At 59.3% G+C, this 14,634-nt stretch carries 15 protein-coding genes; 8 read left to right on the top strand and 7 right to left on the bottom strand.

Annotation, left to right across the window (positions count from 1 at the left end):
• Positions 1–42 precede the first annotated feature (42 nt).
• Both ACA043_RS11500 and ACA043_RS11505 read right to left on the bottom strand, forming a co-directional pair.
• Positions 43–1,350 carry a sensor histidine kinase gene (locus ACA043_RS11500; protein WP_497659246.1) on the bottom strand — a complete coding sequence of 436 codons (1,308 nt, stop codon included), beginning with the start codon at positions 1,348–1,350 and terminating at the stop codon, positions 43–45.
• Positions 1,347–2,087 (bottom strand): response regulator, encoded by a 741-nt coding sequence (locus ACA043_RS11505; protein ID WP_187677084.1) that lies wholly within the window; start codon positions 2,085–2,087, stop codon positions 1,347–1,349. Before ACA043_RS11505 ends, ACA043_RS11500 begins: the two co-directional genes overlap by 4 nt.
• A 306-nt stretch (positions 2,088–2,393) precedes the next feature.
• Here ACA043_RS11505 and ACA043_RS11510 point away from each other — a divergent pair, with 306 nt between their 5' ends.
• From ACA043_RS11510 to ACA043_RS11525, 4 genes are all read left to right on the top strand, one after another.
• Positions 2,394–2,657: a DUF2790 domain-containing protein gene (locus ACA043_RS11510; RefSeq protein ID WP_489879999.1), complete on the top strand. Its 264-nt coding sequence runs from the start codon at positions 2,394–2,396 to the stop codon at positions 2,655–2,657.
• A gap of 27 nt (positions 2,658–2,684) precedes the next feature.
• Positions 2,685–2,981, top strand: a complete 297-nt coding sequence (locus ACA043_RS11515) for a hypothetical protein (protein ID WP_187677086.1) — start codon at positions 2,685–2,687, stop codon at positions 2,979–2,981.
• 48 nt (positions 2,982–3,029) lie between these two features.
• Entirely contained in the window at positions 3,030–4,241 is a 1,212-nt protein-coding gene (locus ACA043_RS11520; RefSeq protein WP_497659247.1) for a cytochrome c biogenesis protein DipZ, read from the top strand.
• A gap of 307 nt (positions 4,242–4,548) precedes the next feature.
• Positions 4,549–5,361: a class I SAM-dependent methyltransferase gene (locus ACA043_RS11525; protein WP_401269235.1), complete on the top strand. Its 813-nt coding sequence runs from the start codon at positions 4,549–4,551 to the stop codon at positions 5,359–5,361.
• A gap of 132 nt (positions 5,362–5,493) precedes the next feature.
• Here the strand turns inward: ACA043_RS11525 and pcsA are convergent, their stop codons facing one another.
• Positions 5,494–6,216, bottom strand: coding sequence for a phosphatidylcholine synthase (pcsA, locus tag ACA043_RS11530; protein ID WP_103306921.1), 723 nt, complete (start codon positions 6,214–6,216; stop codon positions 5,494–5,496).
• A 259-nt stretch (positions 6,217–6,475) separates the two neighbouring features.
• On the opposite strand from pcsA, the gene ACA043_RS11535 reads away from it, so the two are divergent.
• Positions 6,476–7,237, top strand: a complete 762-nt coding sequence (locus ACA043_RS11535) for a tellurite resistance TerB family protein (RefSeq protein ID WP_497659248.1) — start codon at positions 6,476–6,478, stop codon at positions 7,235–7,237.
• Positions 7,238–7,319: 82 nt separating this feature from the next.
• Here the strand turns inward: ACA043_RS11535 and ACA043_RS11540 are convergent, their stop codons facing one another.
• A complete protein-coding gene (locus ACA043_RS11540) occupies positions 7,320–7,778 on the bottom strand; it encodes an REP-associated tyrosine transposase (RefSeq protein ID WP_497659249.1) in 459 nt (152 codons plus the stop codon).
• 308 nt (positions 7,779–8,086) lie between these two features.
• On the opposite strand from ACA043_RS11540, the gene ACA043_RS11545 reads away from it, so the two are divergent.
• Genes ACA043_RS11545 through ligD form a run of 3 tightly spaced genes read left to right on the top strand, consistent with a single transcriptional unit; the run spans position 8,087 to position 13,046 of the window.
• Positions 8,087–9,463, top strand: coding sequence for an iron-containing redox enzyme family protein (locus tag ACA043_RS11545; protein ID WP_497659250.1), 1,377 nt, complete (start codon positions 8,087–8,089; stop codon positions 9,461–9,463).
• Between the two features lie 11 nt (positions 9,464–9,474).
• A complete protein-coding gene (locus ACA043_RS11550; RefSeq protein ID WP_497659251.1) occupies positions 9,475–10,428 on the top strand; it encodes a methyltransferase in 954 nt (317 codons plus the stop codon).
• Positions 10,429–10,445: 17 nt separating this feature from the next.
• Positions 10,446–13,046, top strand: a complete 2,601-nt coding sequence (gene ligD / locus ACA043_RS11555) for a DNA ligase D (protein WP_497659252.1) — start codon at positions 10,446–10,448, stop codon at positions 13,044–13,046.
• Here ligD and ACA043_RS11560 read toward each other — a convergent pair whose 3' ends face one another.
• The 3 genes from ACA043_RS11560 to sodC all read right to left on the bottom strand — a co-directional run bounded on the left by ACA043_RS11560 (position 13,047) and on the right by sodC (position 14,504).
• Positions 13,047–13,448, bottom strand: a complete 402-nt coding sequence (locus ACA043_RS11560; RefSeq protein ID WP_489880005.1) for a hypothetical protein — start codon at positions 13,446–13,448, stop codon at positions 13,047–13,049. It lies immediately after the preceding gene.
• Positions 13,449–13,528: 80 nt separating this feature from the next.
• Entirely contained in the window at positions 13,529–13,843 is a 315-nt protein-coding gene (locus ACA043_RS11565) for a DUF2388 domain-containing protein (RefSeq protein ID WP_187677095.1), read from the bottom strand.
• Between the two features lie 139 nt (positions 13,844–13,982).
• Positions 13,983–14,504, bottom strand: a complete 522-nt coding sequence (sodC, locus tag ACA043_RS11570; protein WP_401269255.1) for a superoxide dismutase [Cu-Zn] SodC — start codon at positions 14,502–14,504, stop codon at positions 13,983–13,985.
• Between the last annotated feature and the right edge of the window lie 130 nt (positions 14,505–14,634).

Here is a 14,634-nt window from a genome sequence, read left to right on the forward strand (position 1 = left end):
GGGAGCGAGCAAGCTCGCTCCCACAGGTTTATTGCAGTGATCTCAAGATTGCAGCGGTATCCGCAGCTCCGCACACAAGCCACCACCCTCACGGTTGCTCAGGGTCAGCGAACCACCCAACGCCATCGCCAGTTGCTGGGCAATGGCCAGTCCCAGCCCTGTGCCACCGGTATCGCGGTTGCGCGAGTTTTCCACGCGGTAGAACGGTTCCATCACCTGCGTAAGTTCCGCTTCGGCAATGCCCGGGCCGCGATCCATGACGGTGATCGACAAGCTGCCCTTGTTCGCCTCGACCCACACCTCAGCGGCACCGGCGAACTTCAGGGCGTTGTCGGTCAGGTTGACCAGCACCCGGCGCAACGCGTGCGGGCGGGTGTCGACCACCACCGCACTCTTGCCGACCAGCTGCACGTCCTTGTCCATGTCCTGATAGTCGAACACCAGGCTTTCGAGGAATGAATCCATGTTGGTGCGCCGGCTCTCTTCGGTCGAGCCATGAATGCTGCGGGCGTAGGCCACGCCTTCGCGCACCAGGTGTTCCATCTCGCCGAGGTCGTTGCACAGTTTGTCCCGTTCCGCCGAATCGTCCATGAACTCGGCGCGCAGCTTCATCCGCGTGATGGGGGTTTGCAGGTCGTGGGAGATCGCCGCCAGCAGTTGCATGCGTTCTTTGAGGTAGGCGGCGATACGCGCCTGCATCGCGTTGAAGGCACGGGCGGCGTAGATCACCTCGTTCGGGCCTGTCTCGTCCAGATGGATCGGGTGGGCGTTGGGGTCAAGGGTTTCGACGGCGTTCGCCAGGCGTGTGAGCGGGCGGATGGCGATGCGTACTGCCAGCCAAGTGCAGGCGATCATCAGCGCCAATTGGCCGAGCAGCACCACCGGCAACCAAGGCGACAGCGGTACCATCGCCGGACGCACGTCGATGGTCACCGGGCTGCCGTCGCTCAGGCGCAAATGGCCCTGAAAGTGTTTTTTCGGACCGGGAATGTCGGTGAAGGTCAGGGGGTATTTTTCGCCGATGGCTTCAGTGATCGAAGTGACCGCAACGGGCACATCGGCAGGCTTGATCGGCGTACCGCGGTCACCTTCGCTCAGTAGATAACCGTAGTTTTTCCGCGCCAGACGCTTGAGCCAGGCCGGGCGCTCCTCGGAGGGCAAGCGATCAAGGATCGCAATCGAGGTCGAGACGTCGGTTTCCAGATTGCCCAGCATCGTGTCTTTCGCACTTTGGAAACGCTCGTAATACTGCGCACCGAACGACAGCGCCTGGGCGAGGATCAGCCCTACCAGAAAAATCAGCGACACCCGCGAGGCGAGGGTGCGCGGCCAGTGCAGATTGATGGTCATGCCGTGGCACCGAGGATCTCGACCGGCAGTGAGAACACATAACCTTCGCTGCGCACGGTCTTGATGTACGCCGGTTCACGGGCGTCATCCAGCAGGCGCTGGCGCAGACGGCTGACCAGCAGATCAATCGAACGATCGAACAGGTCGGCGTCACGGCCCTGGGTCAGGTTGAGCAATTGATCGCGGCTGAGTACCCGTTGCGGATGATCGAGAAATACCCGCAGCAAGCGATATTCGGCGCCACTCAGCGCCACCATGGTGCCGTCCTTGTCCAGCAGGTGGCGGGCCGAGGTGTCCAGTTGCCAACGGCCGAACGCCAGCAATCGACCGGCTTCGGTGACCACCAGATTCGGCGGCAGCATTCGCGTGCGGCGCAGCACGGCGTTGATCCGCGCCAGCAATTCACGGGCGGCGAAGGGTTTGGTCAGGTAGTCGTCGGCGCCCATTTCCAGGCCGATGATCCGATCGGTTTCATCGTTGCGGGCGGTCAGCATCAAGACCGGCGTGGCTTTGTGCTTGCCGACGCGCAGCTCGCGGCACAACTGCAGGCCATCGTCGCCGGGCATCATGATGTCGAGCACGATCAGGTCGACGGTATTGGATTCGAGAAAACTGCGCATCTGCCGGCCATCAGCAACGACCGTAGTGCGCAGGCCGTTTTTCTTCAGGTAATTGCCGACCAGTTCGCGGATCTCGCGGTCGTCGTCGACGATCAGGATGTGATCGACATGTTCCATGGGGCCAGACCTCTAGCAAAGTGGAGATGACGTGCAGTCTATAGAGCCTGCAACGGCTCGCCTGCCTGCCTTTGTATTGCAGTGTATCTGCCGTGACGACCGATACACGGAGACGCAAAAACACGATTTTTTCAGGGCTTTGTATCGCTGTGTATCCCCCGGTGGCAAGGATACACAACCATTTAAACCCGCCGCTTCCCGACACATACGGGATACCTCGCGAGCTTTAAATGAGCTCCATCGAGGCACACCAGACAGCCTCGGCTCAATCAACGATCTATCCATTGAAGCCTTGAGGAAAACACCATGAACAACAAATCCGTAATCGCCGCTTGTCTGTTCGCCGCCCTGAACATCTGCACCCTGTCGGCCCGCGCCGAAGCGGATGTCGCCGCGCAAACCTACACCTACGGCACCCATCTGGATATCCAGAAAGTGATCTCGCTGACACAGGACAACTCGGTGACCTGCGGCATCGTCGAAGCGCAAATGACCTACCTGGATTCGGCCGGCAAAACCCGAGTCCTCGATTACAGCAAATTCGCTGACGGCTGCAACAACGACAACTGAGTCATCACCCCTTTCAGGAGCCTCACCATGAACAATGTCTCGCGCTTTCTCACAGCTGTTGCTTTCGCTTTCGCAGGTGTGGCTACCCATGCCAATGCTGCGGTTGAACAGCATAGCTGCAACAGCGGCAGCTGTTTTCAACTGACGCCGATGGCCAAAAAGGCCAGCGACGCCTTGATCGCGGCGGATGGCTCCAGCCGCACACCGCAAGGACAAATGGTTGCCGCGGACGGCTCCAGCCGTACACCGCAAGGACAGATGGTTGCCGAAAACGGCGCCAGTCACACTCCGCAGGGGCAGTGGCTTGAAAGCCAAAGTGCCTGATGCCCTCGGCACAGGATTCAGTGTTCACATTTATCCAGGGTGACCTTTATGTACCTCATCGCGTTCCTCGGCGGTCTGCTGACCGTCCTCAGCCCCTGCATCCTGCCGGTGGTGCCGTTTCTGTTTGCCGGGGCCAATCGCAGCCGTGCCTCGATCCTGCTGACCCTCGGCGGCATGGCCCTGACCTTTGCCTTGATCGCCAGCCTGGCCGTGGTCAGCAGCGAATGGGTGATTCAAGCCAGTAACAGCGGCCGCCACATCGCGCTGATCGTGATGGCGTTGTTCGCCCTGTCGCTGATTTCTGCACGCATCGGTGACTGGCTGACGCGCCCGTTTGTCATGCTCGGCAACCGCCTCGATCCGGACGCCCGGAACAAGACCGGCCCGATGGGTTCGATCATGCTGGGTGTTGCCACCGGTCTGTTGTGGGCGCCGTGCGCCGGGCCGATCCTTGGCGTGATCCTCACTGGCGCGATGCTGCAAGGCGCCAATGCACAGACCAGCCTGTTGCTGCTGGCCTACGGTGCGGGCAGTGCCTTGTCGCTGGGGGCGCTGATTTTCGCCGGGCGTGGACTGGTCAACCGCTTGAAACCATCGATTCCGTTCACGGGTTGGTTTCGTCGTGGTGCCGGTGTTGCGGTGCTTGCTGCGGCGGCGGTGATTTCTACCGGTGCCGATAAAACGCTACTGGCCGGCACCTCCTCCGAGGGCGTTGCCAGCATCGAAAAAAGCGTGCTGGAAAACGTGCCGAAAGTGGTCGATTACTTTGTCAGCAAAGTGCGTGCGGATTCGATGATGGATGAGAGCAAAGGCGCGATGCCGTCCCTGGCTGGGGCGGTGCAATGGCTGAATTCGCCGGAACTGAGCGCTGAATCGCTACGCGGCAAAGTAGTGCTGGTGGATTTCTGGACCTATGACTGCATCAACTGTCAGCGCACCCTGCCGTATGTCAAGGCGTGGGAGCAGAAGTACGGCAAGGACGGCCTCGTCGTGATTGGCGTACACACCCCGGAATACGGCTTCGAACGGATCATCGACAACGTCAAGGAACAGGTGAAAAAGCTCGGCATCACCTACCCGGTAGCTATCGACAACAACTACGCGATCTGGCGCAACTTCGACAATCAGTACTGGCCGGCCCATTACCTGATCGATGCCAAGGGCCAGATGCGTTACAGCCACTTCGGCGAGGGGCGCTACGAGGCGCAGGAACAGATGATTCAGCAACTGCTGGAAGAGGCCAAGGCTCCTGCTGCCTGATCGGCGAATCTCAATGGCTCATAGGTCACGCACCATGAGCCATTGTTCGTTGTCCCGGCGCGGAAAGATTCCATACGGGGAGCAGGAATGGGTGAATGCCGATTGCTCTGGGCGCTGGCAATCCCCGTGAGTGTTTCGACGGCTTTACAAAATCCCGCCATTCATCGGCGAAGCGCCTGTTTTACAGGCTCGCCGGACGATTGACAGGGACGCCAATCGGACGCGGCGCGATAGTGCAGCAGCAGGCTCAGCAGAACCTGCCACCGCCCGGTAACGTTCGATCCAACCTGTAGCGGAGCACCCATTCATGAGTACCCCGATTGATCTCACTGCCTTGAAGGAACGCCAAAAAGTCGCTTGGGCCAGTGGCGACTACGCCGTGATCGGTACCACCTTGCAGATCGTCGGCGAAAACCTCGCCGAAGCCTGCGACCTGCGCTGCGATGAACAAGTGCTCGACGTCGCGGCCGGTAACGGCAATGCCACGCTGGCGGCGGCGCGGCGTGGGTGTCTGGTCACTTCGACCGACTATGTCGCCGCTCTGTTGGAACGTGGCCAGGATCGTGCCCGAGCCGAACATCTGGACGTGACCTTTCAAGTCGCCGATGCCGAAGCCCTGCCGTTTGCCGATAGCAGTTTTGCTGCGGTGCTTTCCACGTTCGGGGTGATGTTCGCCCCGGATCAGGCCACCGCTGCCACTGAGCTGGGGCGGGTCTGTCGCCCCGGCGGGCGGATCGGACTCGCCAACTGGACGCCGGAAGGCTTCGTCGGCCAGATGTTCAAAACCCTCGGCCGCCATCTGCCACCACCTGCCGGCGCACAACCGCCATCAAACTGGGGTACGGAAGCGTGGCTGCACGAGCACTTCAAGGATAAGGATTTTGTCGTGCAGGTGACCCGCCGCAGCTTCAACTTTCGCTATCGCTCGGCGGCGCACTTCATCGATATCTTCCGGCACTGGTACGGGCCGGTGCACAAGGCGTTTGCGGCGCTGCCGCCGGAAAGCGGTCAGGCGCTGGAAAATGATCTGGCGGATTTGCTGAACCGGTTGAACCGGGCGGGGCAGGACTCGCTGGTGGTGCCAAGTGATTATCTGGAGGTGGTGGTTACCAAGCGCTAGCCCAGATTCAAAGAACATTCCCTGTAGGAGTGAGCCTGCTCGCGATTGCGGTCATTCAGTCAAAAAATCCTTGGCTGACACACCGCTATCGCGAGAAGGCTCACTCCTACAGGGGGGGGTTATGGCTCGTACCTATTTCAACTGCGAGCGATCAAACCATTCCAATGCCGTGCGCCAGATGCAGATCCCCAGAAAATATGCCGACATCAGCAACCACAAACCCATCACCATCGGGTTGATTACCGGGTGGTTGAGCACCAGTGAAAGGCTGCACAACAACCAGATCGCCGTCACGGCAATGTTGATGGGCATAAACCGGCGCACCCTGAACGGGTGCAGGAACTTCATCCGCGTCACCGTCAGCAACGCCAGCCCGATCACCGTCAGGAAGGTAATCCACGGCCCAGGCCCGATGATGTACAGACACAACGCAACCACATTCCACGCAGCCGGAAACCCGACAAAGTAGTTGTCCTTGCTCTTCATATTGACGTTGCAGAAGCAGAACAGCGATGACACCAGAATCAGCGACACCGTCAGTAGCAATGTGTAATCGGGCAGCGGAATATAGCGATAGATAAACAGTGCAGGAATGAATACGTAAGTCAGGTAATCGATCACCAGATCGAGGATCGAGCCGTCGAAACTCGGCAGCACCGATTGCACATTGACCTTACGCGCCAGTGCGCCGTCGAGTCCGTCGACGATCAGCGCCACACCCAGCCACATCAAGCAGTGGACGGGCTGGTTTTCCAGCAGGGCGAGGGTGGCCAGAAACGCCGTAACCACGCCGGTCGCGGTAAATCCATGGGCACCCCAGGCCTTGAGCCTGGCAATGTGGACGGTCGATATCACGGGGGCGTTCTCCAGAAAGTAAAACAAGCCGGGTATCACCCTTGAGCAGCAAGGGCGCCGGCAAACCGGGTCGGGGTTGCAGCTATCGACCGGTTTGGCCGGTATAAGGTTCACCATCCTTGAATCTTAGCTGGCCGCAAAAAAATACGTGGGCGAAATCTGTAGGACTTTTCTCTGTCGGCCAAACGGTGCTGGCGCAACCCGCGCAGCGGTCTATCGTTGCCAGACGCAGTCAATGCCAATGCTTGAGGATGACGTCATGAACACCAGCGATTTGCTTGAACAACTGCTGCGGGGAAGAAACTCGGCGGGCCAGCAAAGCGGCACTTCGGCCGGCGACGGCCTGGGCGGTCTCGGTGGTTTGTTGGGCGGTTTGCTCGGTGGTGCGGGCTCCACCGGTACACGTGGCGGATCTGCGGTCGGAGGGCTTGGTGGTCTGGGTGGCTTGCTCGGTGGACTGCTCGGCGGCGGTGGCGGTGGCGGTTTGGGCGGTGCGTTGGGTGGCGGCGCGGGCACGCAAAGCCGTTCAGGCGGGACCAATTATGCAGCGCTGGCGTCTTTGGGGATGATGGCGTTCCAGGCGTATCAAGCCTGGCAGCGCAGCCAGGCCAGCAACGCACCGCAACAGACGCCACAGACGGCCAATCTGCTGGCCGGCCCGGAAATCGAAGAACACAGCCACGCCGTGTTGTGTGCTTTGATCGCTGCAGCCAAGGCTGACGGGCGCATCGATGAGACGGAAAAACACCTGATCAGCAGCGAAATCGGCAAGCACACCGAGGATCCCCAACTGCAGCAATGGCTGGATGCAGAGGTCGCCAAACCACTCGACCCCAACGAGGTCGCGCAGTCCGCAAACAACGACCCGGCGGTAGCCGCCGAAATGTACCTGGCCAGCGTGATGCTGGTGGATGACCAGCAGGACGCCGAGCGTAACTACCTGGATGAACTGGCGGCGGCGTTGCAGATTGATCCTGAGTTGCAGGTGCATCTGGAGCAGCAGACCAAGGGCACGGCATAAACCAAGACCGAAATATCGCAGCCTTCGTCAGCTCCTACACTGATCTCCTGTAGGAGTTGCCGAAGGCTGCGATCTTTTGATCTTAAAGCCAAACTGCATCCCAAAGCGGGTAGTCTCCGAGTCGCTTCACAATCCCTGCACGGAGCGGATTCATAACGATGTAACGCGCGGCGGCTTTAAGATTCTCGTCGCGCCTCAACGCCCGATCGTGATAACCCCGCTGCCACAACGACCCTTTACGGCCGTACTCGAGATTGATCGAACGGCAACTTTTGGATTTAACCCGACACATCAACTCCGCCAAAGAACCTCGCCTTAGTTCGACCAGCCAATGCAAATGGTCCGGCATCACCACCCAAGCAAGCGATTGCACCATCCCCTCATCATTCGCAGCACGCATCTGTTCGACCAGTAACCGTCCGATTCGCCAATCCGAAAACACCGGCCGACGTTCGTGCGCAACCGCAGTAAGCAAGTAAATACGACCTGTTTCAGAATATCGCCCCTTTCGCAAACCACACGCTTTTGCAGCCTCAGGCATTCCTTTGCCCTCCATCAATTCCAGTCTCTGAACGTTAGCTATAACCCTGCGCTACGCGAATTCAAGCCATTGCACGATGTAACCCTGTAGGAGCTGCCGAAGGCTGCGATCTTTTGATCTTGCTTGTAAAAATCAAAATCAAAAGATCGCAGCCTTCGGCAGCTCCTACATGAAGACGTGGAAGGCGGGGTTAGCTCGCCGTCCGTCCGGGCAATTTTCACGTCGATTGAATTTTTGGCACGCGCCGCCTCTCTGCTGCTGTAGAGGCGTACGAAACAGCGTCCTGCCAACCGACCGAGAACTTTGCCATGACTGTCCTGACACCCCTGCAATCTGTGCCAGCCCAAGCACAAGCGATGGATCCCGCCGGAAATATCCGTGGCATTTATGAAACGCTGTTGCGGGCGGAAAGCCCGCAAACCCTCGCGCAATCACTTTTGAACGAACAGTTGCAACGTGCCACAGAGTTGCCCGAAGAGCTGCCGCAAGACACTTCTGCCTGGCACACGTGGGTCGCCGCGCACTGTGCCGATGTTGCCCGTCAGTACGCGAACTATCTGCAACAACGCAAGGCCGGCGGCCCCCGCCAATTCTTCACCAGCAAGGCCCACGCGCTGTATTTTCTGCAAGCGGTGGCGCCGACCAAGCTGGTTGACGGCGCCTGGTTATACGGCTTGTTGCAGCACTGGCGTGACCCGCGTTTCAGCGGTTTGCTGTGCACCTATCTGGAAGAACTCGGCGAGGGCAATCCGGCACAGAACCATGTGGTGATCTACCGCAAACTGCTGGCCGAACACGACCTTGAGCATGCCAGTCCGCTTGATGATGAACGTTACCTGCAAGGCGCGCTGCAACTTGCGCTCGGCGCCTGCGGTGATGAGTATTTGCCGGAGGTGATCGGATACAACCTGGGTTACGAACAACTGCCGTTGCACTTACTCATCAGCGGCTACGAACTCAGTGAACTGGGCATCGATCCGTACTATTTCACCCTGCACGTGACCATCGACAACGCCAGTACCGGCCATGCGCAAAAAGCCGTGCAGGCCGTGCTGGATCTGTTGCCGCTTGAAGCGGATCGCGCTGATTTCCTGCGTCGGGTGTCGCTGGGATATCGACTCAATGATCTGGGGCAGGGCAGTCGCGCGATCATTGCAGGGTTTGATCTCGAAGGCGAATTGCTCGCGATGCTCGAACGGAAGTGCCCGTTCGCCCAGCACATGCACTCGGACTATTGCCGCTTCGAGGGCAAAACCGTCAACCAATGGCTGGCCGAGCCGGAACATTTGCCCGGTTTCCTGCAAGCGCTGCAGGACAAAGGCTGGATCAAACGCCACGAGGACCCACAGAACAGTCGCTTCTGGCAATTGATCGATGGCGATGGCGCGGCGATGTTCGGCGTATTCAGCGCCTACGAAAAGCAATTGGTGCACGACTGGATAGCCGGTGACTGGAAATCCGCGAAAAAAGCCACCGCGTTGCGCCGACGCGCGCCGGCCAACTCACCGATCGAGGTGCCGGAACAGGATCCCGATGTGCAGCAACTCAACGCCGCGCTGGAAGGACTGGATGGCCACGCACAAATGACAGCGCTCATCCCCTGGCTCGCGCCAGCGCGGCATGCGCATCCCGCCGGGCTACTCGCAACCCGCCGGTTCATCGAACTCAAATCTTGTCTGCCATAAGGACATCATCCATGAATCAGGAAGAACCACTGTCCACCAATGACCTCGTACTGTTGCAATTGGGACGGCGTTTACAGGCCGACGGCTACCGTTTCACCACGCCGACGCCGCTGACCCATCAGCGAGTCAACCAGCGCGACGAGGGCCAGTTCGCCGATTCCCTGCGTGATGTGTTTGGCTGGTCGCGCCCCTTCGAACCGGGCTTGCTGTCTGCTGACGAACAACGGCAATTGCAGGATGCCCAGGTCATTGATAGTTACGAAGGCCATCTGAAAAGTCGTGTGCGCTGGTCGAGTCTGGACGACTTGCTATTCGTGCATTCGGCTTTCCCCACCGACGCGGCCGATTCGGTTTTCTTCGGTCCGGATACCTATCGTTTCGCCCAATTGATTCACGCGCACCTGCAGCAGAATTTTGCGCCAATCCATCGCGCCGTGGACATCGGTTGCGGCGCCGGTGTCGGCGCGATCCTGATCGGCCGCGCCCGCCGTGAAGGGCAAGTGCTGGCGCTGGACATCAATCCCGCCGCGCTGCGCCTGACCACGATCAACGCCGCACTGGCGGAAGTGGCCAACGTCCAAGCGCACGCCAGCGACCTGTTACAGGGTGTCGATGGCGACTTCGACCTGATCGTCGCCAACCCGCCGTACATGGCCGATCCGGCCGCGCGAGCCTATCGACATGGCGGCGGAACGCTGGGGGCCGGACTATCACTGCGTATCGTCGAGCAGGCACTCAATCGGCTCACACCGGGCGGGTCGTTGCTGCTTTACACCGGGGTGGCGATGGTGGATGGCCGTGATCCGTTTCTGGATACCGTGTTGCCGCGACTGGATGAAACGCGCTTTGGCTGGACCTACCACGAAATCGATCCCGACGTGTTCGGTGAAGAATTGTTGAACCCCGGTTATCAGCGAGTCGACCGGATTGCCGTGGTCGCATTGACCGTGACCCGAATCGGCTGAAACAAGGCAGGTGCGCCATGAGCAGGAACCTCGACGACTACAACCGCATGCGCGACTTCTCGGCAACGTCGGAACCGGCCGCCGTCAAGCGCTCGGGCAAGAAGACTGCTGCGGATCACGCCTTGCAGTTCTGCATTCAGAAGCATGACGCCTCGCACCTGCATTACGACTTTCGCCTGGAACTCGATGGAGCGCTGAAGAGCTGGGCGGTGCCGAAAGGGCCCTCGCTTGATCCGAAGGTCAAGCGTCTGGCGGTGCATGTCGAGGATCATCCGCTCGATTACGCGACGTTCGAGGGCAGCATTCCCGAGGGGCATTACGGCGCCGGGGACGTGATTGTCTGGGATCGCGGTGTGTGGATTCCGCTGGAAGATCCGCAAAAGGCCTACGCCAAGGGCAAGCTCAAGTTCGAGTTGCAAGGCGAAAAACTCGCCGGGATCTGGAATCTGGTTCGCACGCACATGCCGGGCAAGAAGGAGAACTGGTTTCTGATCAAGCATCGGGACAATGCCGCCCGCCCGCAGGATGATTACGACGTATTGGTCGCCGAGCCAGACAGCGTGCTGAGCGAGCGCACTTTGGTCGATAAGCCCAAGCTTGCGGCCAAGCAGGTCAAGCGCCTGGAGAAGACCGCAGCCAAACCTCGCAAAAAGGCGTCGGGCACACTGACGGGCGCGCACAAGGCAAAAATCCCCGCGCAACTGAAACCGGAACTCGCGACCTTGGTCGACAGCGCGCCGGAAGGGGATTGGAGCTACGAGATCAAGTTCGACGGCTACCGGATCATGGCGCGAATCGATCATGATCAGGTGCAGCTATTCACACGCAATGGCCACGACTGGACGCACAAGTTGCCGAAACAGGCCGAAGCGTTGGCCGCGCTGGGCCTCGAATCCGCCTGGCTCGACGGCGAAATGGTGGTTGCCAATGAACAAGGCGTGCCGGATTTTCAGGCGCTACAAAATGCCTTTGATTCCGGCAGCAGCGCCAACATCCTTTATTACCTGTTCGACTTGCCTTACCTCAACGGCGTCGACCTGCGTGAAGTACCGGTTGAGGAACGGCGCGCGGCGCTGGCCACGGTGCTGGGCGCCCATGAACAACCCCTGCTGCGTTTCTCCGAAGCCTTCGATGAAACCCCGGATGCACTGCTCAACAGCGCCTGCCAGAAGAAGATGGAAGGCCTGATCGGCAAGCGCATCGGCTCGCCGTATGTTTCGCGCCGCAGCAGTGACTGGATCAAGCTCAAGTGCAAACACCGCCAGGAATTCGTGATCGTCGGTTACACCGATCCGAAGGGGTCGCGCAGTGCCTTTGGCGCATTGCTGCTGGCCCTGCATGATCGCGACAGTGACGAGTTGAGATATGCCGGCAAGGTCGGCACCGGTTTCAATGAAACAACGTTGAAAAGCATTCTTGCCCAGCTCAAACCATTGCAGGTGAAGACGGCGGCGGTGGTCAATCCGCCCAGCGGTTTTGAAGCCAAAGGCGTGCACTGGCTCAAACCAAAACTGTTGGCGGAAGTGGCGTTCGCCGAAATGACCAAGGACGGCTCGGTACGCCACGCGGTGTTTCATGGTTTGCGCGATGACAAGCCGGCCAAGGGCATCACCGAGGAGCGAGCGAAGGCCGTGAAGACACCTGAGAGCAAAACCGCCGCAAAGAAAGCGCCGAAAAAAGCCGCCGCCAGCAAACCGGCAACGACCGAGACCGCGCCATCGCAACTCGGCCTGGCCAACGGCAAGGTACGCATCACTCATCCGGATCGGGTGATCGACGCTGTCAGTGGCACCACCAAAATGCAACTGGCGGAGTATTACGCCAGCGTCGCCGAATGGATCCTGCCGCAACTCAAGGATCGCCCGGTGGCGCTGGTGCGTGCGCCGGATGGCATCGCCGGCGAACTGTTCTTCCAGAAGAACGCCGAGCGCTTGGCGATCCCAGGCATCACCACGCTGGACAAGGACGTGACCGGCCAACCGGTCATGCTGATCAACAACGCCGAAGCGCTGATCGGCGCGGTGCAGATGAGCACCGTCGAACTGCACACCTGGAATGCCACCACGGTTGATCTGGAAAAGCCCGATCGATTTGTCCTTGATCTCGACCCGGATCCGGCGCTGCCATGGAAAAGTATGGTCGAAGCCACTGCGCTGACCCTCACGGTGTTGGATGAATTGGGGCTCAAGGCTTTCCTCAAGACCAGCGGTGGCAAGGGTATTCATTTGGTAGTGCCCCTGACCCGCAAGCTGGGCTGGGATGAGGTCAAGGACTTCAGCCACGCGATCGTCAGTCACATGGCAAAGCTATTGCCAGACCGTTTTTCGGCGGTTTCCGGGCCGAAAAATCGCGTCGGGCGGATCTTCATCGATTACCTGCGTAACGGACTCGGCGCTACTACGATTTGCGCTTATGCCGCGCGGACGCGCGAAGGCTTGCCGGTCTCGGTGCCGCTGTTTCGCGAGGAGGTGGCCGAGATCAAGGGGGGCAATCAGTGGAATGTGCACAACGTGCATGAGCGCTTGGCGGAGGTTGGCGACGAGCCATGGGCGGACATGAAGAAAACCCGTCAGAGCATCACCGCCGAGATGCGCAAACGGGTCGGCATGAAAAAGTGATCAGGTGTCGCGCAGCAAGTCGTGGGCGTTGAGCAGTTCGAAGGCGATCTCGGGGTTGTTGTTGAGACTACGACGAATCGCTGCCGGGATAGACTTTCGAGTCTTGCGGCAGAGCCCTGGAAGTTCCTCGATCTGAATATCGATGCCCAACATGGTGCGTACTTCGTGGAAACCTGGCGAGACTTCGACACGAATACCCAACTGCTCGAACATACGTTTTTGCAGATGCTGGAGGTCGGCGAGGTCTTTGAGTTGTTCCAGGCGCGCGAGGAGGATTTTTTCTTGCTCGCGGGTCAGCAGCAAGATGCGCAAATCCGCATCCGGCATTTCCAGCAACGGATCGCGCCCGCAATCGCAGGCGCCGGGCGGGCAGGGTGAGCGCATTGGCGCAAGAGTCGTCATGGCCTCCATCATAGAGGCCGTCGGACCGTTTTGCCTATGCGCCGTCAGTTGCCGTCCATCGGCCGCCGCATCCTTGGCAATTACTGATTCAGGCCTTCGTAATGCACCAGAATCGCGTTGGCCAGGTCTTCATCGCTGGCATCGATGCCGGGATTGTCCTGACGAACCTGTTGCAGTACTGACTCAAGATAAACCCCACGAATGGCCCCGCCGCTGGCGACAAATGCAGACAAGTCGTCACGGGCCGGAATCACCATTTTGTGATCCTTGAAGGTCGAGTACAGCGACGCGGAGACACCTGCCGAGGTGGCGACATCGCCCGCATCAACACGGGCCAGCGCTGAACCGACTGGCAGGCATAAGAGTAAAGAAGAAACGAGCACTAACTTGCGCATGACGGTATTCCTCCACAAGCGCGAAGCAAAAAGGGAAGTACTACATAACGTCAGAGGGGCGCAGCGGGTGGTAGTTCCGTAGAGGTTTATGAGAGAGACGCGGGCAACGCCGTGTGGGTTGCCCGGTTGCATGGTGGAGTCAGATTACCCCGCAGGCCATGCGGTCGCCGCCACCGCCCAAGGGCTTGGGCATGTCGGAATGGTTATCGCCGCCGGCATGAATCATCAATGCATGCCCTTTGACTTCGGAGATTTTTTTCAGGCGTGGGGCCAGCACGGGATAGTTGGCGATACCGTCAGCGGTTACGTAAACCGCCGGCAAATCACCCAAGTGGCCGTCAGCGTAAGGGCCCAGATGTTTACCGGTTTTTTGCGGATCAAAGTGTCCGCCGGCTGCCAGTGCGGCGCCTTTAACGCCATCCTTCACACCGGCCTCGCAACTGCCGTTCTCATGGACATGAAAGCCATGCACGCCGGCGGGCAGGGATTTCAGGTCGGGGGTGAACAGCAGGCCATAAGGCGTCTCACTGATAGTGATAGCCCCGATTGCCTGTGGTGCGCCATCGGCGCTGACCAGGTTGATCGCAACTTTTTCGGTCGCCGCCTGGGCCGTGCCGAGGGCGAAGGTACCGAGTAAACCCAACCATAGTGCGCGTTTCATAAGCGTTTCCTTTTGCTGCACGAGTGTTCAGAAGGATCGATTTAATAGCTCTTTAGAGTTAACGGGCGATGAAGGCTGGATCCGACTGCCTTGCAAAATGAGACTCATCGCACAATCCGAAAGTTTTGCC

This window comes from Pseudomonas sp. LBUM1648 (genome assembly GCF_059716145.1).